The 21,938-nt window shown below is 44.1% G+C and carries 20 protein-coding genes; 7 read left to right on the top strand and 13 right to left on the bottom strand.

Annotated features, from left to right (window positions below):
• Positions 1 to 107: 107 nt before the first annotated feature.
• Positions 108 to 734 carry an FxsA family protein gene (locus tag ACS8FD_RS01695; protein WP_439274142.1) on the bottom strand — a complete coding sequence of 209 codons (627 nt, stop codon included), beginning with the start codon at positions 732 to 734 and terminating at the stop codon, positions 108 to 110.
• 190 nt (positions 735 to 924) lie between these two features.
• Here ACS8FD_RS01695 and ruvC point away from each other — a divergent pair, with 190 nt between their 5' ends.
• A complete protein-coding gene (gene ruvC, locus ACS8FD_RS01690) occupies positions 925 to 1,509 on the top strand; it encodes a crossover junction endodeoxyribonuclease RuvC (protein WP_439274141.1) in 585 nt (194 codons plus the stop codon).
• Positions 1,510 to 1,631: 122 nt separating this feature from the next.
• Here ruvC and ACS8FD_RS01685 read toward each other — a convergent pair whose 3' ends face one another.
• From ACS8FD_RS01685 to ACS8FD_RS01665, 5 genes are all read right to left on the bottom strand, one after another.
• The gene (locus tag ACS8FD_RS01685; RefSeq protein ID WP_439274140.1) at positions 1,632 to 2,558 is read right to left on the bottom strand and encodes an META domain-containing protein; all 927 of its coding nucleotides are present in this window, start codon (positions 2,556 to 2,558) and stop codon (positions 1,632 to 1,634) included.
• A 449-nt stretch (positions 2,559 to 3,007) separates the two neighbouring features.
• A complete protein-coding gene (locus ACS8FD_RS01680; RefSeq protein ID WP_439274139.1) occupies positions 3,008 to 3,661 on the bottom strand; it encodes a glutathione S-transferase family protein in 654 nt (217 codons plus the stop codon).
• Between the two features lie 233 nt (positions 3,662 to 3,894).
• Entirely contained in the window at positions 3,895 to 4,533 is a 639-nt protein-coding gene (locus ACS8FD_RS01675) for a peroxiredoxin (protein ID WP_439274138.1), read from the bottom strand.
• A gap of 218 nt (positions 4,534 to 4,751) precedes the next feature.
• A complete protein-coding gene (locus ACS8FD_RS01670) occupies positions 4,752 to 5,504 on the bottom strand; it encodes a phospholipase D family protein (RefSeq protein ID WP_439274137.1) in 753 nt (250 codons plus the stop codon).
• Positions 5,505 to 5,630: 126 nt separating this feature from the next.
• Positions 5,631 to 7,382: a glutamine--tRNA ligase/YqeY domain fusion protein gene (locus ACS8FD_RS01665; protein WP_439274136.1), complete on the bottom strand. Its 1,752-nt coding sequence runs from the start codon at positions 7,380 to 7,382 to the stop codon at positions 5,631 to 5,633.
• Positions 7,383 to 7,712: 330 nt separating this feature from the next.
• On the opposite strand from ACS8FD_RS01665, the gene ACS8FD_RS01660 reads away from it, so the two are divergent.
• The 3 genes from ACS8FD_RS01660 (at position 7,713) to ACS8FD_RS01650 (ending at position 9,935) form a co-directional block, all read left to right on the top strand.
• Positions 7,713 to 8,225 (top strand): peptidylprolyl isomerase, encoded by a 513-nt coding sequence (locus ACS8FD_RS01660; RefSeq protein ID WP_439274206.1) that lies wholly within the window; start codon positions 7,713 to 7,715, stop codon positions 8,223 to 8,225.
• Positions 8,226 to 8,280: 55 nt separating this feature from the next.
• Complete coding sequence (locus ACS8FD_RS01655) at positions 8,281 to 9,117, top strand: UDP-2,3-diacylglucosamine diphosphatase (RefSeq protein ID WP_439274135.1); 837 nt, start codon at positions 8,281 to 8,283, stop codon at positions 9,115 to 9,117.
• A 128-nt stretch (positions 9,118 to 9,245) separates the two neighbouring features.
• Positions 9,246 to 9,935 carry a lipase family alpha/beta hydrolase gene (locus ACS8FD_RS01650; RefSeq protein ID WP_439274134.1) on the top strand — a complete coding sequence of 230 codons (690 nt, stop codon included), beginning with the start codon at positions 9,246 to 9,248 and terminating at the stop codon, positions 9,933 to 9,935.
• On the opposite strand, the gene ACS8FD_RS01645 is transcribed toward ACS8FD_RS01650, so the two are convergent.
• The 4 genes from ACS8FD_RS01645 to ACS8FD_RS01630 all read right to left on the bottom strand — a co-directional run bounded on the left by ACS8FD_RS01645 (position 9,925) and on the right by ACS8FD_RS01630 (position 13,891).
• Positions 9,925 to 11,238, bottom strand: a complete 1,314-nt coding sequence (locus ACS8FD_RS01645; protein ID WP_439274133.1) for a ribonuclease D — start codon at positions 11,236 to 11,238, stop codon at positions 9,925 to 9,927. The genes ACS8FD_RS01650 and ACS8FD_RS01645 overlap by 11 nt on opposite strands.
• A 152-nt stretch (positions 11,239 to 11,390) precedes the next feature.
• A complete protein-coding gene (recR, locus tag ACS8FD_RS01640; RefSeq protein ID WP_439274132.1) occupies positions 11,391 to 11,984 on the bottom strand; it encodes a recombination mediator RecR in 594 nt (197 codons plus the stop codon).
• 151 nt (positions 11,985 to 12,135) lie between these two features.
• The gene (locus ACS8FD_RS01635; protein WP_439274131.1) at positions 12,136 to 12,465 is read right to left on the bottom strand and encodes a YbaB/EbfC family nucleoid-associated protein; all 330 of its coding nucleotides are present in this window, start codon (positions 12,463 to 12,465) and stop codon (positions 12,136 to 12,138) included.
• 133 nt (positions 12,466 to 12,598) lie between these two features.
• Complete coding sequence (locus ACS8FD_RS01630) at positions 12,599 to 13,891, bottom strand: O-succinylhomoserine sulfhydrylase (protein ID WP_439274130.1); 1,293 nt, start codon at positions 13,889 to 13,891, stop codon at positions 12,599 to 12,601.
• Positions 13,892 to 14,330: 439 nt separating this feature from the next.
• Here ACS8FD_RS01630 and ACS8FD_RS01625 point away from each other — a divergent pair, with 439 nt between their 5' ends.
• The 3 genes from ACS8FD_RS01625 to dusA all read left to right on the top strand — a co-directional run bounded on the left by ACS8FD_RS01625 (position 14,331) and on the right by dusA (position 18,669).
• A complete protein-coding gene (locus ACS8FD_RS01625; RefSeq protein ID WP_439274205.1) occupies positions 14,331 to 16,058 on the top strand; it encodes a phospholipase D family protein in 1,728 nt (575 codons plus the stop codon).
• 141 nt (positions 16,059 to 16,199) lie between these two features.
• A complete protein-coding gene (locus ACS8FD_RS01620; protein WP_439274129.1) occupies positions 16,200 to 17,501 on the top strand; it encodes an MFS transporter in 1,302 nt (433 codons plus the stop codon).
• 196 nt (positions 17,502 to 17,697) lie between these two features.
• Positions 17,698 to 18,669, top strand: a complete 972-nt coding sequence (gene dusA / locus ACS8FD_RS01615; RefSeq protein ID WP_439274128.1) for a tRNA dihydrouridine(20/20a) synthase DusA — start codon at positions 17,698 to 17,700, stop codon at positions 18,667 to 18,669.
• A gap of 96 nt (positions 18,670 to 18,765) precedes the next feature.
• On the opposite strand, the gene ACS8FD_RS01610 is transcribed toward dusA, so the two are convergent.
• From ACS8FD_RS01610 to sppA, 3 genes are all read right to left on the bottom strand, one after another.
• Positions 18,766 to 19,590, bottom strand: coding sequence for a CPBP family intramembrane glutamic endopeptidase (locus ACS8FD_RS01610; RefSeq protein WP_439274127.1), 825 nt, complete (start codon positions 19,588 to 19,590; stop codon positions 18,766 to 18,768).
• A gap of 68 nt (positions 19,591 to 19,658) precedes the next feature.
• Entirely contained in the window at positions 19,659 to 20,552 is an 894-nt protein-coding gene (locus ACS8FD_RS01605; RefSeq protein WP_439274126.1) for an alpha/beta fold hydrolase, read from the bottom strand.
• A 154-nt stretch (positions 20,553 to 20,706) separates the two neighbouring features.
• Positions 20,707 to 21,768, bottom strand: coding sequence for a signal peptide peptidase SppA (sppA, locus tag ACS8FD_RS01600; protein ID WP_439274125.1), 1,062 nt, complete (start codon positions 21,766 to 21,768; stop codon positions 20,707 to 20,709).
• Between the last annotated feature and the right edge of the window lie 170 nt (positions 21,769 to 21,938).

The following is a 21,938-nucleotide window of genomic DNA, read 5'->3' as shown; positions in this document are numbered from 1 at the left end:
GCCCCTATCTCCAACAGATAGGGGCTTTTTTTATGCACAATAGGATTTTTTAAGACACACTACAAAGTTATAAAAGAACAACGTTACAAAAAACAGAGAACTATTGGCTATTCGTCATTAGCAGATTTAGTAATTTTTTTGACATCTTTTGGTACATTTTTAGCCGTACCATCTACTGTCGTATGCTGCTTGAACACATCACCGAAAGGGTTTTGTTGCTGCTGACCGAATGGGTTTTGCTGATTACCCATACCGCCGCCAAATGGATTCTGTCCACCGCCCATACCGCCAAACGGGTTTTGACCGCCCATACCACCAGCACCACCCATTTGCTTAGCCATCATCTCCATCATCTTTTGTTGATTATTCATAACATAATTATTGGCTTTATCTTTAAGCAGCTTTTGAACCGGCGGCAGGACGACCAGTAACGCCAATAAATCGCTAATCACACCAGGTATCAACAATAAAATACCGGCAACCGCCATAGCGACACTTTTCATCATAGTAGACTCTTGCGGGCGCATAGCAGGATTCATCATACCGCCAGCTTTCATCTGCTGTGCCATCGGGTTGAGCGCCATCATGCCTTTACGAATAAGAGAGATACCGATCACTGCGGCTATAATGAACCACATAAATACTAACCAGCCACTGGTGAACTGGGCAATCAAATACCAAACCAGCATCTCAATAATAAACCAAACAATGGCAATCCCAACTATCTGACCCATGACGTGTCGTCCTTAAAATAAACTTAAAAAATTAAAATGGCTAACATATGATGTATATGGGGATGGCTTGCTATACTATCAAACTTGTAGCGCATTTTTAAGTAAATAGTCATCTGATAAATCACTTTAAATTGTCCTAGATGGGAAAACAGTAATCATTAGCAAAACAATCGTAAGATAGTGGAGAGTTATGGCAATTATCATAGGAATCGATCCGGGCTCACGTATGACAGGGTACGGCATCATACAGCAAACAGGCGACAAGCTGACTTATATAGATGCCGGCACCATTCGTACCGATACCAAAGAGATGCCTGAACGCTTAAAACGTATCTTCAATGGTCTAACCCGCATCACCCAGCATCATCTTAAATACGCTGATGAGCCTATTTATACCGCTATCGAGCAAGTGTTTATGGCCGAAAACCCGGATTCTGCTCTTAAATTAGGCCAAGCGCGTGGCGCCGCTATCGCGGCAATGGTAGCACTGGACTTAGAAGTCTCAGAGTACACCGCTCGGCAAATAAAACAAGCGGTCTGCGGCTATGGTGCGGCCACCAAAGAGCAAGTACAAGATATGGTGTGTAGAATATTGACCCTTGAGGTAGTACCGCAGCAAGATGCTGCTGATGGTCTCGCCTGCGCTATTTGTCATGCGCACTCCAGCCATTCAATGAACAAGCTCATTCTCAATAGCGCGCTACGAGGCCGCGGCTCTTCAAAGAAAAAGGGCCGCTGGCGCTTAAGTGAAGAGGATTTAGGCAATCTAAGTTAAGAGTATGTGGTATATTTTAACGAATACCGTTTAAAAGCTTTAAGCACAGTTTCTATATTATAAAACGCGCTGATAGCAGCGCGTTTTTATGGTCATAGCTTTATATTTACAAAAACCGCTGTTTATTCAGTGCTATCTACTACCGTACTTTCAATAACTCTATCTAATACATAAGCGAATTCTGAATCGACATTATCTGCCAGTACAGTATCAGTAGTAGTCTTAAACCGTTGCAAACGTAATATCTCCCTATGCTTGCCATCATGCTGATAACCATCGATGCTACCAGCAAACTCTGTATACTGCCCTTCACTAGTCTTTAGGCCTTGCTCATCATAAGTGATTGGCCGTACTTGCAGGCACATCTGAGTCTTATTATCCTGACACGGTTTTGACTCAGCAGCGACTTCCCAAAATATAGTCTCGCCTTTGCTATTATATTTGGCTTGTGATGTCAGTCTACCACTCCAAACCAAGGTACTATCATCGCTAGTGACTTGCGTTAATGTTGGGGTTGCAGCGTTATTGGAACTAGCCGCTATATTTACTTGGCTCTCCCCTAGCATGAGCTGATTAAGCTTAGTCTCCGCTTTATCGAGCTCACCACAAGACATTTTGGTACTCATACTTTCACTAATCGTTAATTTATCTTCTTCTAAATCAAAAGAGGCTCCCATCGTGTTGCAGCCAACGCTATAGCTCAAAGTATGATTGTTTCGCGAATTAATCAGTAGGGTCACTTGCTCTTTGATAGGTATAAGTGACGTAATCGGCTGATGATTACTATCGGTCGCTGTATCTAATATCCAGCGGTAATCACTAAGTTTGGTTAATAGCTGATCTTCAGCGCTTATTGACTCAGCAGTGGTATCGCTATCATTAGTGTTAACCTTTTCTACCCCTTCGTTCTCTTCAGTAGTCGCTGCACTGGCAGAGTCATCAGCTGTTACTGGAGAGCTATCACTACAAGCACTCAAAGTCATCGCTGCTGCTAGCAAACTGGGCAAAAAAGCGGTTTTTAAAGCGGTTTTCACAGTTGGTTGGTTCATCGTCATTAGCATAGGCGCTCTCTTTTAAAACAAGTCTAAATTTTTAGCAGGTTTACCGTTTAATAGTTAACTGTAAATAAGAATGAACTCTCAACAATAGGCTATCGATTTATCTCTATCATTGAGAGACCTTGTATGTAGGCACATAAAAGCCTACTTTTACTATAGTTAATCCAATTTAAAAAGGATACAGTGCTACTGGTAACAATTTTCCTCGCTTGCTGTGCGACTTCGTCACTCCAGAGGCTTCGCAAAATTCATTCCAGTAGCACATTAAAGTGTTCGTACCTTTTTTATTCTGGACTAGCTATATATCTCTCATGATTATAGGTGCTGTGATAAATAATTTAATTGATGTCGATATTGTTTATAATTATTCATCATACTTATCGAAATAAACGACTTTATCAACATGTACTCGGCCGTTTATTATTTTTATACTTTAAGACTTAGGAATTAGACTTAGGCTTTGCCATAACCTTTATTCCAAAACGCTCGTGCATACTCTTATAGAAGCGCGCTAAGTTTTCACCTTGCTCAAGCGGATTGACTTTGAGTGCTTTACCGAAATCAAGACCTAGATACAGTACAATATCAGCAAAGGTGAGATGATCGGTGACTAAATAGTCGCGACCCTTAAGAGCATTTTCAAAATAAGGTAAGGCTTTGATAGCGCGTGCGATGGACTGCTCTACAAACTCTGGTACTTGGTCGACCCGCTTGGCTTTAGAAGGGTGGCTGTGCTGAAACGCTAGCATATAATTGTACAACACCTCAAACTCAGCAATACGGCGCATGGCACAGACTTGCGCGCGCTGTACCACGTCGTTACCCATCACCGAGCGTTCACCATAAACGCGATCGAGATATTCACAGACTGCCTGCGAGTCATTAAGTACAGTACCATCACCTAAAGTCAGCACTGGTACTGTTTGCATCGGATTAATCTTGGCGAAAGACTCTGAGAACTGCTCATTGGCTGCAAAGTCAATATCAACCACACTCAAATCATCCATATCGTCAACGTCAATACCTTTTGATGCCAGTAGAATAAGCGCTTTACGTGGATTGGGTGCCGTGCGCGTAATATATAGCTTTTTCATAGTAACTTCCCTGTAAGTGAATGAATTTGGATAAATGCAGGACTTTTTTGCTATTAGAGTGTGTTTATTATCGCTTTATAATTGGTGTAGCAGTGTCTAATAGCTAGCTTACATTCCTTATCATAACAAACCTGATTAAAACTTTTGCTACGAATAGTAAAAAAGCCCTACGACTTTACGTCATAGGGCTTTGATCCAACGCTTGCTATTGCGTTAGCGCTTATTAAGTTGGCTTATTTGTTCGGCGCTGGAGTGGTACGCAGATAAGGCTTAACCTCAGTATGACCTTTTGGATAGTTAGCAGCGATATCTTCGTTTTTGACGCTAGGTGGAATGATCACGTCATCGCCTTCTTTCCAATCAACAGGCGTTGCCACATTATATTCATCAGACAATTGCATAGCATCGATCACACGCACGATTTCATCAAAATTACGGCCACAGCTGGCTGGATAAGTCAGCGTTAAACGCACTTTTTTATTTGGATCGATAATAAACACGCTACGGACTGTAGCCGTATTATCGGCATTAGGATGAATCATGTCATAAAGATCAGCGACTTTGCGATCTGAGTCAGCAATAATAGGGAAGTTTACTGCGGTGCCTTGGGTCTCTTCAATATCCTTTGCCCAGCCTTTATGATCGTCTAAGCCATCAACGGATAGAGCGATGGGCTTGACATTGCGCTTTTGAAATTCGCCGCCGAGAGCTGCGGTGCGACCTAGTTCTGTCGTGCAAACTGGTGTGTAATCTGCAGGATGGGAAAAAAATACCACCCAGCTATCGCCTGCCCAATCATAAAAATTAATATCCCCTTCGGTCGTCACCGCATCGAAATTCGGGGCGCTATCGCCTAAACGTAAATTTGCCATAATAGTATCCTTATTATTAGTGTTTGAGCGTCAGCGCCTATAAGGCTGCTCACGCTATATTGTTATAATAACTCTATAGCTTTTTGAAACTTTATCGCTATATGTAGTAAACAAGCTTCTCTAGCTTACCAAAATGGTTATGAATGTCTTGTGAGAGATTGTAATGCGCTTATTCCGTTTAGGTGTAAGTATTAACATTTAACAATCAATGCCGGTGGTCAGACCACCATACCTGAGTCCCACAAACAAAACTCACCGAATTTACCACGTTTACTGATACCACCTGCAGCGCGCCCCGCGTCAGTTAGTAGCAGCTCACCGTCTTTGTCTTCTAAATATCCTGTCTCAAGCAACTTATCATTTAATTCCTTTGTTTTTAGTCCTAGCTCTTTGGCAAGCTTTGCGGTAGTTAACTTAGAGTAATTAGGAGTGCTAGTGTCTGCTGCCTTAGCAGGGTCCTGAGTAGTAGCGCTCGTAACTGATTGGTCAGAAGGACGCTGACTATTTATGTCTGATACTTCATTTACTTTTTCGAGAGACATGCGCACTTCATCACTAATACGAATGATACGTTGCGCTTCTTCATAAGTATCTGCGTAAAGCTTAGCATCTTCATTGCGGTAAATAAGTACGCCCATTTCGTTGTTATTAACTTGGCTAAATTCATAGAGGTTTAAACTTGTAATAATGCACTCATTTTCGTTGAGATAGCATTTAGCATGCAGGTTTTTGCAGAAGCTAGTACGAATAAAAGTTAGGTTTTTTAGCCAGTTTATCTCTTCTGGATGCAAATCGTTTTTACCGTAGACGATGCGGATATCAATTTTGAGACGGTTACGATCTTCTAAAAGCTCTTTGATACGCTCGTTCAGTTTTAGGTAAGGACTAATGATAACCAGTCTATCTGACGCATTTTTAATCAATTCTTCTAGATGATAAGTCGTACCACTACTGTTCAAAAACTTTGCCATGCTAATATTCTATAAATCCAAATTACACTTTACCGATAATACTGCAAATAAAAGCCCATTCCTAGATTACTAGATTACTAGAAATGGGCCCATTTGCAAACTAATATTGATAACTAAGATCAATACCTAAGCGGGTTTATAACTATCGCGTAAACTAACGATTTGATTGAATACCGGCTTATCAGTACTATGCTCCTCGCTATCTGAGATAAAATAGCCTTCGCGTTCAAACTGAAAGCGAGTACCAGCATCTGCATCAGCAAGCGATGGCTCCACTACCGCATTCAGCACGGTCAAAGAGTTCGGGTTCAATGCCTCATGGACATCGCTTACGCTACTTGGATCTTCAACATTGAACAGTGGCTCGTAGAGTCGTACCGTTGCAGGCACGCCTTGGCTCGCTGAAACCCAATGGATGACGCCTTTGACTTTACGGCCTTCAGGGTTATTGCCTAGGGTCGATGGATCGATAGTCGCTTTGAGCTCGACCACTTCGCCATTATCATCAGTGATGTGCTCAGTTACCGCGAGTACATAAGTGTTACGTAAGCGAATCTCAGACTTCTCTGGAGATAGGCGTTTATACCCCGCCGGCGGCTCTATTTCATAGTCGCCTTGATCGATATAAAGGGTGTCGGTAAACGGAATCTCGCGCTCCCCCATATCGACATTAGGATGTTTCGGCTGAGTCAGCCACAAGGTTTGGCTGCGTTCATCAAAACGTGCCTCAACGCTATCGGCTTTTAAATCTTGCCACTGGCTCACCGCTTCGGTGAAGTTAGTAATCGTGACTTTTAGTGGTTTAAGTACCGCCATACCGCGCGCGGTAGTAGTATCCAAAGACTGGCGAATACTGAACTCGAGCAGACGCATATCGGTGACGCCATCAGCTTTTGCGATACCAACGCGAGCACAAAAATCACGCAGCCCTTCTGGCGTATAGCCACGGCGACGCATACCAGCTACCGTTGGCATACGCGGATCGTCCCAACCTTCGACGATGCCTTCATCAACGAGCTGCTTAAGCTTACGCTTACTGGTCAAAGTGTGATCGACATTTAATCGACTAAACTCATACTGATGCGGCGGTTGCTCAAAGCCGATCTTCTCGACAATCCAGTTATAAAACGGACGATGATCTTCAAACTCAAGCGTACATAACGAATGAGTAATGCCTTCAATAGCATCTGATAGTGGATGAGCAAAATCATACATCGGATAGATGCACCATTTATCACCTGTTTGATGGTGCTCTTGATGCATGACCCGATAGATAATAGGATCGCGCATATTCATATTGGCATCAGACATATCTATCTTGGCTCGCAGTACCGCTGCGCCATCAGCAAATTTACCGTCTTTCATATCTGCAAAGCGCTGTAAATTGTCTTGGACGCTAGCATCGCGTTGCGGCGATGGCTTGCCTGCTTCGCTAAAGGAGCCACGGTTATCACGGATTTGTTCGGGAGTTTGCAAATCGACATAAGCATCGCCTTGCTCAATCAATTGTACTGCCCATGCATGCAGCTGATCAAAGTAGCTCGACGCATGCAGTGCCTCGCCCGCCCACTCAAATCCTAGCCAGTGAACGTCCTTTTTTATATTGTCAATGTAGTCCTGCTTTTCAGCAGTCGGATTGGTATCGTCATAACGCAAATGACAAAGCCCGTCAAACTCTTCAGCGACACCAAAGTTTAGGCAGATGGATTTGACATGACCTAAATGCAAATAACCATTCGGCTCAGGCGGAAAACGCGTGACGATTTGCTTATATTTTTGCTCTTTTATATCTTCACGAATGATATTACGAATGAAGTCGTTTTTCGGCTCGTCTTTTTTGACATCATTACTCACATTGTTACTAGGTTTAGCAGTCATTAATCGTTGCTCCTAAGCCATTTATGGGTGGCTTGAATTAAAATAATTATAAAATGAAGAATAAAAATAAAGTTGCGTTATTCTATCAGCTTTTGCAAAGCTATTAACAGCCAGATACATGACATCAGCCAAAAAAGCCGTTAGACTGACATCTAAATTAAGATTGGCTCTTATGAGCTAAAAGGAAGATCTATGCCTGCCATCAAATCGTTCGGGTTTGCCAGCTTATTTGCCCCTTTATTTATACTAGGCTGTGCTAGTACCAATAGTACAGCTATTTCACAAAATCAGCCCAATTCACTTTCCAACACCAACAATCAGGAGACAACCATGAGCAATATGCCAGTAGTACAGTTAGAGACTTCAATGGGTGACATTACTATTGAGCTCAATGAAGAAAAAGCGCCAAAAACCGTAGAGAACTTCTTAAACTACGTGAATTCAGGTCATTATGAAGGCACTATCTTCCATCGCATCATCGATGGTTTTATGATTCAAGGCGGTGGTATGGACGCTGAGATGAATGAGAAAAAAACCAATGCGCCGATTGAAAACGAAGCGGACAATGGTCTAAAGAACGATAAAGGCACTATCGCTATGGCGCGCACCCAAGATCCGCATTCAGCCACTAGCCAGTTCTTTGTTAACGTCAAAGACAATGACTTCTTGAACCACACGGGCAAAAATGCTCAAGGTTGGGGTTACACCGTATTTGGTAAAGTCACCAGCGGTATGGATGTCATCGAAAAAATGCGCGGCGTCCCAACTGGCCGTTTCGGTATGCACGCTGATGTACCAAAAACGCCTGTTGTTATCAACTCTGCTAAAGTTGTTTCTCAATAAGCAAATGCTAGCTGAATAGACCACTATTTAGGATAGCGAATTAGGATAATTATAAATGCAAACCTTTAATCATCTGATAACCACTCGCCCGCATGATATACGGCAAGTCTTGATTAGTGATTTGCATTTATCGCTCGACGAGCCTGCCTTGGTGCAGGCTTTTTTAGCGCTGCTTGATGACTGTCTCGCTTTGCCGAAGCTTAAGCGCTTGTTTATCTTAGGCGACTGGTTTGAGGTTTGGCTTGGCGATGATGTTTATCTGTCGTTAACAGACGACGAAAGACAAGCGCATTGGCTCACCCCATTAATCATTAAGCTCAAACAGCTACGAGTGAATGGCTGTGAGATATTAGTCATGCATGGTAATCGTGACTTTTTATTAGATCGCGGTTTTCTCAATCTATTTGGCGGCGAGCTTATCGATGAGCCTTATGCCCTAGATGTTGGTAAACAAAATTATCGCTTAGAGCATGGCGACGCGCTATGTAGCGATGATAAAAAGTACCAGTGGTTCCGAAAAGTCATACGCCATCGCTTGAGCAAATGGTATCTACTCAATAAATCACTAAAGAGGCGCTTAGCCATCGCTGATAACATCCGCGCTAAGAGCAAGCTCAACAACCGTACTAAAGACGCCTATATCATGGACGTTAATGAGCAATCTGTCGCCCAAGCGGTTGCTAACAACGACGCCCTACTGCATGGACACACACATAGGCCCAATATTCATCAAACGCTGAATAACAAAACCCGTTATGTGCTCGGTGATTGGCGTAATATCAATAAAGATACGCGCCAACCAAAAGTGAGCGCGGTGATTGGGGCGGTTGTAGAAGAGATACACTCAGCAGAAGCTGAATTTAACTTAGTCGAGTTTATATACGCAGTATAAACCCAGCTAGCATAAGCGCATAAAGTGCTCGTTATTTAGTAAATCTCACACTTATTACAACACGCAGCTATAATAACTGGCATTCACAATAACTGATACTTATAATAAAAAGCGCCCTAGCAAACAATATGCCTAAACACAATCTTGTGATTCTTATTCATGGTCTGCATCAAGCGGCCTTTGTCATGCGACCATTAGCCAAGCGCTTACAAGCGCAAGGGTTTGAGACTCATCAATTCGACTATCGCAGTATGCGCGACAGTATCAAAACCAATAGCGCCCGCTTAAATACTTGGCTTGAAAGTCATCATCATCCTGACGAACCAATAGATTTGGTTGGACATAGCTTAGGCGGGTTGATTATTCGCGATTTTATCGCGCACTATCCGCAGTGGCAAATAGGGCGCTGTATCACTTTAGGCACGCCCCATTTGGGTAGCGTCAGTGGCGATTATATTTGGCGACTGTTGCCAGCTATCGTAGGTAAGTCTTACGAGCAAGCTTTGGACGGTACGGCCCCGCCTCTGCCAAAGGATATCGAACTTGGTATCATCGCCGGTAACAAAGCGCAGGGTTTAGGACAGCCGATTTTGAGCTATCATAACCGCAAGCGGCGCAAGGCTGATAGCAATCTAAAAGATAAGAGCTTAGCTCACGATGGCACAGTGTATGTCACTGAGACTCAGCTTGCCGGCGCTACCGACCACCTTATTCTGCCAGTCACTCATACTGGCATGCTAATGAGTAAAAAAGTCGCTCGGCAAGTGGTCTGGTTTTTGGAGCATGGTAGGTTTAATCACGGAACGGTTAAGCCTTAACCCCCATGCCCTGCTTAAGCTCAGCTTTATGCTCTTCAATAATGGGTATCAAAGTCTGCGTCACCCACTTATGGCGCCAGCCCTGTAGCCCCTCTGGCAGGTCCGCTAAGTCTTTATCATAAGCAATGACTTCATATAATTGATGCAGCCACTTTTTGCGTATCATCACGTTTGCTGGTATACCGATTTCCTCTGATTGCTTGTCCACTGCTTGCTGTACGGCTTTGGCGAGTGCTTTATTCTTGGATCGATACGGCGCAGGCAGACGATCTGGACGCTCTGCTGGATGCTGCTCTTTAGCTTGCTTGATCACACTCAACAATTCATCTCCGTAGAGTCTGAGCATACTACGGTGCATGGTCGTTTTATGCGCCAGCTCACGCATAGTGGTAGGCTTTTCGGTGATAATCTCGCGTACCGCTTGTTTTTTGATGACAAAGGTACGCGGCTGATTGGTGGCGCGCGCCAGCTGTTCGCGCCAACTTGCCACCGCTTGCAGAATAGCCATTTGCTGCGTATCGTAGCGATAGTCCGCCATGCTAAGGTACATATCTTCATCAGCAACCTGCTGCGAGTCATACAACTCTTGAGCATAGAGCTGACAATCGTCCCAGACATACTCGTACAAGCCTTGCTTTTTTAGCTCATACTCTAAGCTCAGATACAGCGCCGGCAAAAAACGCACATCATCTATCGCATACTGCTCTTGCTCATCAGATAGCGGGCGACGCAGCCAGTCGGACTGACTTTGCTCTTTATCAATATGCATATCCAAATGATCATCTAGCGCTTGCTGGTAGCCCATCTGCAACTGACCGGTTAAATACGACAGCGCAATTTGCGTATCAAAGATATTCGTCAGCGGCGGGCAATCAGATAGTAAGTAAAAAATACCTAAATCCTCACCGCAAGCATGCCATATCGCGACATCCACTTCACTTAGTGCTTGCCAAAAGTCCTGCAATTGTAACTGCGGCGCATCTAATAAATAAATATGAGCCCCCACGTTTATCTGCACCAAAGCCAAACGCGGATAATAAGTGTCACGCTTGATAAATTCAGTATCTAGTGCCACTCGTCCGCAGCCTTCTAAAGCCTCAATGACGGATGCCATTTGGGATTGCTCTTTAATCCAAGTCACCGGCAGCTCATCGGCACTATCTAGTAGCGCATCAATGTCTGGCTTGGCAGGCAAAGCGTTTGACGCAGAAACTGATTGATTATCGAGCGTGGCTATAGCGTTATTATCGGTAGAAATATCATCTTGCGAAGGTGTTATCGTTGTTAAAGAAGGGTTGGACACGGGCAGATACCTGCTTAAATTGAAAAGTTAATGAGTCGATTATAACAATATCAGAGTATTAATTGGGCTAGCGTTATTTATTTCAAAAAATAAAAAACTAGGCATAAAGCCTAGTCGATTTACTAATCAATTAATATTACGGAACGATGCCTTTATAAAAAAGAGCGATTTTGCAATGCTTGGCCGAGCGTCATACTATCGAGATACTCAAGCTCACCGCCCATCGGTACCCCTTGTGCCAGGCGCGTGACTTTTTTGACATGGCGACTGGCCGCTTCGCTAATAAAATGCGCTGTCGTCTGCCCTTCTACCGTCGTTCCTGTCGCTAGTATCAGCTCATCTACCGGCTCTTGCTTGACCCGCCAGACCAGCTGATCGATGTTGAGATCATCGGCGCTGATACCATCAATAGGCGATAAATGACCGCCCAATACAAAGTATAACCCGCGATAACCGGCGGTTTGCTCAATCGCCATCACGTCAGCGGCAGTCTCGACCACGCAGAGCTGAGTGCTATCGCGCCTTGGATCTTGGCACAGCGGGCAAATACTCTCATCACTGAAACTATGACAGCGCTGACACTCTACAATCTCACGCATCGCCTCATCTAAAGCTTGCGCTAATGCCATACCTTGTGGCCGCTTTTTACTGAGTAAATGTAAAGCCATACGCTGCGCACTTTTTTGACCGACACCGGGCAGTATACGCAGTTGTTTGACCAGCTGATCGAATTTGGCAGTAAGCAAATTATTATCCTTTCACTATTATAAAACGGACTCTATAACTTAAATTCTAGTTATAAAAATGGGGTCATATCATTACGATAACAACCCCATCTATTGACTGCTAAAGTCAGTATTTATAAGCTTTTTGTGTGATTCACTAATGAATAACCGCTTAGAACATACCTTGCATACCTGGTGGTAGACCCATACCTGAGGTCGCGCCAGCCATGGTTTCTTCGTATAGCTCATCTGCCTGACGAACGGCATCATTGATAGCGGCAGCGATCAGATCTTCGATCATATCAGGCTCGTCCTCTAATAAACTAGGGTCGATAGATAAACGCTTGACCACATGGCGACCAGTCATAGTCACTTTAACTAGGCCACTGCCCGCTTCTGCTTGTACTTCTTTATTGGCCAGCTCTTTTTTGGCTGACTCCACGTTGGCTTCGACTTTTTTTTGCATGGTTTGTGCTTGTTGCATCAAGGCTTGAATATTCATAATTATCTCTTTGTCTTTATCATAAAATGGAATGGCCATAGCTTAAGATAGAGTATCAGCTTAAGATAAAGTATCTTTGCAAATCAACCAATCGTCTAAAACTACTCGTATCTAACCAATTATACCGTTATCTTTATAAACTGTCTAAGCCGCGGGCCAAGTCTTTGATGATATCCTCAGCATCCTCGAGTCCTACTGATAGTCGGATCAGACTATCTTTGACTCCTGCCTCAGCGCGAGCCTCGGCAGTTAAGCGAAAATGAGTAGTGGTTGCAGGATGGGTAATCGTCGTCTTAGCATCGCCTAAATTATTAGTAATAGAGATCATTTGTGTCGCATCTATCACCTGCCAAGCAGCAGCCTTAGCACTGAGATCATCTTTACCATTATCAGACTCGGCGGCTTTGACCTCAAAACCCATAATCGCGCCATAAGCGCCTGGCATATGATGCTGGCGTGTCGCAAGCTCGTGCGCTGGGTGATCTTTTAACCCAGAGAAATGCACGGTGCTCACTTTTGGATGATTCACCAAAAACTCAGCCACCTGATTGGCATTGTGACAGTGGGCTTGCATACGTAGTTTTAGCGTTTCAAGCCCTTTGGTGAATACCCAAGCGTTAAAAGGACTCATGCTGATACCGCCTGAACGTACCACCGTAAAAGCCTCTTGCATGAGTTTGTCGCTACCGACTAAAGCCCCGCCTAAGACTCGGCCTTGACCATCTAGATACTTAGTCGCCGAATGAATGACCACATCGGCGCCTAAGTCTAACGGTCGCTGTATCACTGGTGAGGCAAAGCAATTATCGACAACGAATAAGATATCATTGGCCTTTGAGAGCGTACTCAAAAAGCCAATATCGCAGATTTGCGCCAGCGGATTACTCGGGCTTTCGCAATAGATAAGCTTAGTATTTGGTTGTACGGCCGCCGCCCAAGCATCATTGTCGAAGCAGTCAACGTAACTCACCTCAACGCCGAACTTGGCCATATAGTTATTGAAAAGTCCTATGGAGGAACCGAACAGCTGATTGGCCGCCAGCAAGTGATCGCCAGCTTTTAGGTAAGCCAAACACATGGTTAAAATAGCGCCCATACCAGAAGCGGTTGCCACTGCGCGCTCACCGTTTTCGAGTGCTGCTAGGCGGCGCTCAAAGGTACGCACGCTTGGGTTGGTATGACGCGAATAAACGTTACCCGTCTTAGTACCATTAAAATGCGCGGCGGCATCACTCGCCGACGTATAGACATAGGAGCTGGTCGTAAAAATAGCCTCAGAATGTTCACCCTCGTCGGTGCGGTGTTGTCCAGCACGCACAGCGATGGTTTGCATACCATAATCAAGGCTCAAATCTAAGGCATCTGAGCGCCAGTTATTATCCAAACCACTGTCGTTGCTATTTTGTTGTGCTGGCGATTGGCTCATAAGGGTTCCGTAGTGAAGGTTGATGCTACAAAGATGATCGATACCGCTGTTAGTTAACATTTTAAACTGCACAATATCATATCATGCCTCTGCTTTTCAGACACCTGCTAAGCTTTTTTTCGTAACTAGGCTCTAAGCCTTTATTGTTCATAAGCTCCTGCTATGAATTAAAAAATTTAACGTATTTTTTATAGGCAGATACCCTTGTACCTGCTAAGCTTGGCAAAAATATTTGTGCGTATGGCTAAAGTATATAATTCTTTTTTATGGGTCATATATTTGCTAGCCACGGTATGATTATGTGTAGAGTCATATTAACACTGCATTAATCCTGTATTGAATACTGCCATTAATACAGTACTGATACTGCATATTACTAATAACGGCGCGGTAATAGACCGCTAAGCCAATCTTCTGAGTTTATTGAGGCCACCTTATGATGTCGATGTTGGATGTTTATTCTAGTAAATTGACGATGAGCCTCACTCTTGGATTGTCATTGAGTTTAGTTGGCTGTCAAAGCTTACCGAAACAGCCGCACTTAGCAGAGAGCAAAGCGCTATCTGAGCGAGTTAATGCTTTGTATACAAATAATAGCGCAAAGGATCAAGGTGATTCAAATATCTTGGACTCAGACAAGAGAACAGGTATGAAAAACTCATCACGTATAGAAGATGACAACGTCAATACTGAAACCGATGATACCGCCAATGCTGATAATAATACTGACTTAGTCGCCGCTATTAGTGAGCAAAACAAAATCCATCCTGATTTATCAGGGTATCATCCGATTGTCACTGGAGCCAATGCTTTTGCCTCTCGTAGCATATTGACCGATATGGCGACGCGTAATATCGACGCTCAATACTATATTTGGCATGACGATCAGGCCGGTCAACTGCTACTAAAAGACTTGTGGGAAGCGGCTGAGCGCGGCGTTATCGTGCGCTTATTGATAGACGACTTTAACAGTAGTGCGGCACTTGATCAGCAGTTATTACGTTTTTCCAGTCATCCTAATACAGCGGTAAGAATTACTAACCCTTTGATGCATCGTAAGTTTCAAGCGCTAAACTTCGTCACTGGCCTGCCGCGTATTAACCGGCGCATGCATAATAAAAGCATGACTTTTGATAAACAAATCACTATCATCGGTGGCCGCAATATCGGTAACGAGTACTTAAGTAACGACCAAAACAGCCAATTTGCTGATTTAGACGTACTTCTTATCGGTAAAGTGGTCGCGGATATTGATAATAGCTTTGGCAGTTATTGGTCAGCACCTATTTCTTACGATATTGAGACGTTAGTGACTTTAGATGAAGACGGACCTACGGACTTTATCGAAGGGCTTGATCAGCTCGATAATAATGAGAAAAGCGATAGCCAAAGTAGCGTATCAGTATATAAGTCAGCGATTGAGGACTCTTCTATCGATACTGATTTATTGAATAAGCGCATTCCCTTTCGCTGGACGGATATGCAGTTTTTGAGTGACGATGTGGGTAAGCTTACCAAGTCTGTTCCTACGGATACCAATCTAGTACAACAGCTACGCACCTTGCTTGGACGCCCTTCTAAAGAGCTGACCATCATCTCCTCTTATTTTGTTCCTACCAAAGATGGTGTCGATACGTTAGTAGAGCTGGCCAACTCTGGTATCAGCATTAAGATACTGACCAACTCTTTTGATGCCACCGATGTGACCGCCGTGCATTCAGGCTACAGCCAGTGGCGGCCTAAGCTCCTCAAATCCGGTATAAAGATATATGAGCTAAAATCCACGGCTAGTGAAGAGGATCGCGAAAACAAGCTGTGGAAAGCGCGCAGTCAATCTTCAACTAGCTTACATGCCAAAACCTTTGCCATTGATGACCATCAAGTCTTTATTGGTTCTTACAATGTCGATCCGCGCTCAGCAAATATCAATACGGAGATGGGCGTTATCATCAATGATGATGAGCTGGCGCGTCAACTGCATGAAGCGCTCAGTGATGACTTACTGAGCCAAGCTTATGAAGTCAAGTTGACCGATGACAATCATTTGCAGTGGCATACTATAGAAAACGGCGAGAGGAAGGTTTATGAGTCTGAACCACGGGTAGATTTGTCAGATCATATTTGGCTAACTATTATGTCGTGGTTACCTATTGATTGGCTGCTATAAAAGGGCCTTAGCCTATAGTTGCTACACTTTTTTATCTATCCACTATTTTATTTTCGCTCACTTATGACTTTTTATTTATCGTCGACGGTTATTGTGATGGCCGTTGTAATGCTTTGCTTGTATATGGAAAAGTAATCGACCATGCCTTCTCGCCCTCAATATGCGCTCATGTCTGGTAAAGATAAAAACATGGTGATTTTTATCTGCTTGGCTAGCGCTATCGCTTTTTTTGACTTTTTGATTTATTTGTATATGGCAGATTATATCTCTTCTGCTTTTTTCCCGACCAATATTGATCCTCGCATCACTCGGTTACAGGGATTAGGGTTATTTGCTATCGGTTATTTAGCTCGCCCGCTTGGCGGCATTATTTTTGGCCGCTATGGCGATATCAAAGGGCGTAAACCCCTATTACTCATGAGTATGCTTGCGACCGCTCTTTGTATGGTAGCTATGGCGGTACTACCGACCTATGCTCAGTGGGGCATAGTGGCGCCTATTTTATTTATTTTTTTGCGCCTGATACAGGGGATGGCGTTTGGCGTTTATGTGCCTTTGGCTTGGATTTATATTGCTGAGCAAGTTCCGCGTCAGTATCTATCAGTGGGCTGCAGCTATGTGACGGCGAGCTTTTTTGTAGGCGTATTATTCTCCAATGCTTTTTTTGTCTGGCTAAACGGCTCAATGACTCCTATCCAGCTATTAGATTATGGCTGGCGTGTGCCCTTTGCTGCCGCTGCTCTGCTAAGCCTTTTACCCCTACTTGCTTGGCGTTTTATTAACGAATCACCGTTTTTTATTGAAATGCAAACGAGGACACCTTTACAAGAGGCCAGGCAGCCGCTCACTTTATTATTTAAACACTGCAAGCATTCCATTTTTTTGGGCCTTTTGCTCAGTTTTATGATTGCTAGCATCACTACGGTAGTGGCTTTGCTACTGCCAAGCCTAATCGAGTTACGTTTTAGCTTGGATAGTGACCTGTTCGATTTTTCGCATAGCTTAGGCATTGTATTTATGATTTTTGGCTGTGTCTTTTATGGCATTATATCCAACCATGAAAATTTTGGTAAAATCTTAGTTCTCGGATCGGTTTTATTAATTGGCCAAATGTTTGCCTTTTATTATCATCTGCAAACCGGCGGCGACTACATCTTGATTATGTACGCCCTACTCGGATTTTTTGCTGGTATCGTAGGTATGGTGCCGGCTATCTTTGTACAGTTATTTCCGACTAATGTACGCCTGACGGGTCTCGCGTTATCCTATAATGTGATGTATGCGGTCGTGGGCGGGCTTTTACCTTTTGTACTAGGTTATGCCACCTCTTATATTAGCTTTTCACCGGCTCTATACATTGCCTTTATCGGCGCTATGAGTATTATGATTGGTCTGTATTTTTATCATCTGCCAGAATCGAGACAACTTAACCGAGTGATTTAATAGCGCTATGTACTTTAATTTTAAATCATACCGATTATGAAAACGCTACCATTGATTCAAGTTAAAATGAATACAGGTATGTTAGATAGGTCTTAATGCTTTATTAAAAAATGCGTTATTAAAATAAGAGCTGCACTGAACAAGATGCCTTACCAAACAAATAGTTAAAAATGCTTTGAAAAAGAGTTTTATAGTTATGATAGATATGACCAACAAACGCCTATCAGTCGCGCCGATGATAGACTGGACAACGACGGACTACCGTTATTTCGCGCGCCTGTTCAATCCTCACGTTTATCTTTATACGGAGATGATTAGCACAGGGGCGATTATATATGGTAACCGCGCACGTCACTTACGTTTTGATGAGCGCGAACATCCTATCGTGTTGCAACTTGGCGGTGCAGATAGCGCAGATATGACGCAGTGTGCTGAATTTGCACAGCAGCATGGTTATGATGAGGTCAATATCAATGTTGGCTGCCCCTCCGATCGCGTGCAACATAATAAGATAGGTGCTTGTCTGATGGCAGAGCCTGATACCGTTGCAAGCTTAGTGAAGCATATGCAAGCGGCGGTCGATATTCCGGTAACGGTCAAACATCGTATTGGTATCGATGACTTTGACAGTTATGAGTTTATGAAGGAGTTCGTTGAGACAGTGGCAGCAGCAGGCTGTACTCGCTTTATTGTCCATGCTCGTACCGCTTGGCTACAAGGTCTCAGCCCGAAGCAAAATCGCGAAATACCGCCACTGCGCTATGAGGATGTCTATCGGCTTAAACAAGAGCTTCCTGAGCTTGATATCGAGATCAATGGTGGTATCGAAACGCTGCAAGATATCGCAGACCACCTAGAGCACATCGATGGAGTCATGATCGGACGCGCTTTTTATCAAAACCCTTATCTGCTCGCAGAGGCCAATAGCTTATGGGGCGAGCCTGCGCCAAAACGCTCTGATATCTTGGCTGAGATGTACCCTTATCTGCGTCAGCAAATCGAGCTTGGCGAAGCGCTACCGACGATGGCGCGGCATTATTTAGGCCTCTTTCAAGGTTTGAATGGCGCGCGCAAGTGGCGACAGGCTTTAAGTGGTAAACCCAGTTTGACGATTGAGGATATTGAACGAGCCGCCACTGAAGTATTGGCGCTTAATCCTGGTATTTAATCAGCGGCAAGTGTGATTAAAACCTTGTCAACTGACAGAAAACAGCCTTGGCATTCGTTAAGCTAAATCATAAATCCCTCATAAAAGAGCATAAAGCTAAGCGGCTAGCGCTAAGTACTGCCACATCGCTAAGCCGTTATTGCAGATATGCAGGGCTATCGGCAATAGAAGCGAGCCCGACTTATAGCGCGCATAACAAAATATCAAAGCAAGTACGATGATAGTACTGATCTCATATAGCCCATACTGCAAATGCATAATCGCGAATACTAAGCTAGTAATCAGACTCGCCATAAGCGCGCCATGCGCTTCTGATTGTCCTAGGCCTTCAGCTTTCGATAGCTCTGTTTTATCGAATTTTATTGCAAACTGCTCTTTAAGCGCTGACCAAATAATGCCTCGAAACACCAGCTCTTCATAGAGGGGCGCGACCACCACCATCGCAATGATCAACAGCCATACCGAGCTAACCGAAGCATATAAAGGATCGACGAACAGCGAAGGAGATTTATCTAACCAATATGTCAGCGCTTGACTGGCGATCATAAATAGCAATAACAGCCCAAAGCTGCCGATAGCAACTCTTAAAGTGAACCGTTTGAGCGCTAGATAATCGCTGACCCGAGCGCCTTTTAAGCGAATAATAAGCGCTATTAAAGCACTCAAAAATACACCGCTAAAGACAATCGAGCTACTCACGATCGTACCGTTGCCGCTAGCAAAATAAAATAAATCAGCCGCCGCTTGTGATTTAGTGGAGGGCAATAGTAGCTTGCCAGCGAGATAAATACCTAATAGCTGGCTGCCAAAAAAAGCCAACACCATTCCCACCAGCAGCGCTAAAGTTTCCCATAAAGAAAAAAGCGGCCCCGCTTTTGCTGTTTGCTTCATAGCGTCTAGTGAGTTTGCAGGTTTCGACATATATAATGACTCTAAAAAATAATAAGCGACGCCATTTCACAGGACAGCTTTAACATTAAGATTAGCTACTATTTAGACAGCTGCTGCTCGATGATATCTAGCACCAATGACGACACTGAGTCTGGATGCTCAAGCGGAAACATATGACCGCCTTCGTGAGTCCGAAAGTCTATCCCTAAGCGCGCTTTGACTTGCTGTGGGAACTTACGTTTCAAAAATATACTTTCCTCGCCAATGACGAGCTTAACGGGCGGCTTGGGAGCTTCATTAGGGGTTAACCAATACATAGATGGATTGGTTCGAAACACCGCCACCTCATTTTTCTTGGAGATCGCTAGCGTTACTTTGCCATCAGCGCGCTCATGTAAGCCATGCTCGATATACCCTTTAAAGCTTCGCTCATCAAAATTCTTAAAGAAGCTTTTGTGGCGCATTTGCTCGTAAGCATCATCGCGGCTGTCCCAAACATCACGGCGATGTTTTGAGATGCCTGAGGGTGAAAACTTATCCATTGAGCGGTGATTCATCATTGGCACTTTATCTAGCGTCTTTGCCAAATGCATAAATAAACTACTACGCCCATATATCAGTGGCGGATCCATCAGCACGGCTTGCTTGAAATGCTTAGGCGCACGGTACAGCGCTTGCAACGTACATAACGCGCCCAAAGAATGCCCAACCGCGACGACTTGTGCCACGCCATGACGCGTGCAAGCCTCTGCTACACTATCGATGACTTGCTGGGTCAGACTGCGCCAATTATCGTCTACTGGATAGCCACTTGTCTCCCCTAGCATAGGGATATATTCAATAGTGAAAAATTCAGCAAGTCCGGCAAAGAAAGGCGCATAGACGGCGCTTGGCATGCCATTGGCGTGGGCGAAATGCAGCACTGGCTTCTGGGTTAGTTTTGATACTGGTAGGGACGCAAATCTTTGCGACTTATGGTCACTCTCACTCATATAAGCTCTCTATTATTTTGAGTATTAAAATATATTTATAGGATGATGGATTGCAACGACTAAAAACCAAACTTAGTTATAGCAAAAGGCTGAGCTATTTACTAGCTCAGCCCGGGTACTGATAGATTCAAAACCAACTTTATAGTAGACACTCTTAACGCATCTCAGCGCTACCCTCTTGCTGTCCTAATACATCAAGGTTAATACTGGAGCCCACACCTGCGCCTAATTTTACCGCAAAGCGATCCATAAATAGCTGGAATGGATCTACAGGCGTATAATTCACCACATTATCAAGCTCAAGCTGCTTCTCTAAGCTTGCGATGCTACCTGTCTGGTCTGCTAAGCCTAAAGCGATCGACTGCTCACCGGTCCAGAACAGCCCTGAAAATAGTTTATTGGCTTCCGGATCTTTGAGGCGCTCGCCGCGACCTTCTTTTACCGCATTAATAAAGTGCTTATGCGTATTGGCTAACACCTCTTCGACATGCTGCTCTTCATAATCCGAAAGCGGCCGCGATAGGCTCAAAATGTCTTTGTATTCGCCAGCAGTAATCGTACGATCTTCTACCCCTACTTTGTCCATCAGCCCTTCGATATTGTAGCTTGGCATAATGACGCCGATAGAGCCGACTAGACTTGAAGGATTAACATAGATCTCATCGGCGGCCGAAGCGATATAATAAGCCCCAGAAGCACCGATATCACCGATAACCGCATAGAGCTTTTTATCAGGATACTCAGCGCGCAGATCTATCATCGTCTGCCAGATCTCATCCGACTGCACTGGTGAGCCGCCAGGAGAATTGATATCTAAAGCCACCGCCTTCGAATTCGGATTTTCAAAAGCGCGCGTTAAGGCTTCATTAACGTCATAAGCATTGGCAATATCGCCATTACTGATGACACCTTGTAGCTCCACTACCGCCAAATGCGGTGAGCTGGTATCCATCCCTTCTAGTCCAGTAGGCGCTTTGGTGCTACAGCCTCGGCTAAAAGTAAAGAATAATAATAAAATATAACCAAAGGTAAGCAGCTTAAAGAAGATACCCCAACGCCTTGAGCGGCGCTGCTCTTCAACACTAGCTAATAAGGTTTTTTCGATGAGACGCCATTCTTGTCCGTTGGGCTGATTGGCCGGTACCTGCTGCACAGGTGCTGGCTGGTTCGCCGAATTATCAGGACGTTTGTTAGGGTCTGGTGGCCAGTTGGGCATATAACTTCCTAAGTGAGATCGATCAAGTACAAAATACAACTATCGTATATAAAAGCGCGTCAAATTATAACTGATTGAAGGCTTGCTAAGTATGGTGACATTGTCACTAAGGTTCAATAGTAAAATGTGACCTTATTGCAGCGATACTGCTAGCGCCTGTTTAATGATTT

The sequence above is a fragment of the Psychrobacter sp. 1U2 genome (assembly GCF_051847575.1).
This window is presented reverse-complemented; position numbering and strand designations above follow the sequence as displayed.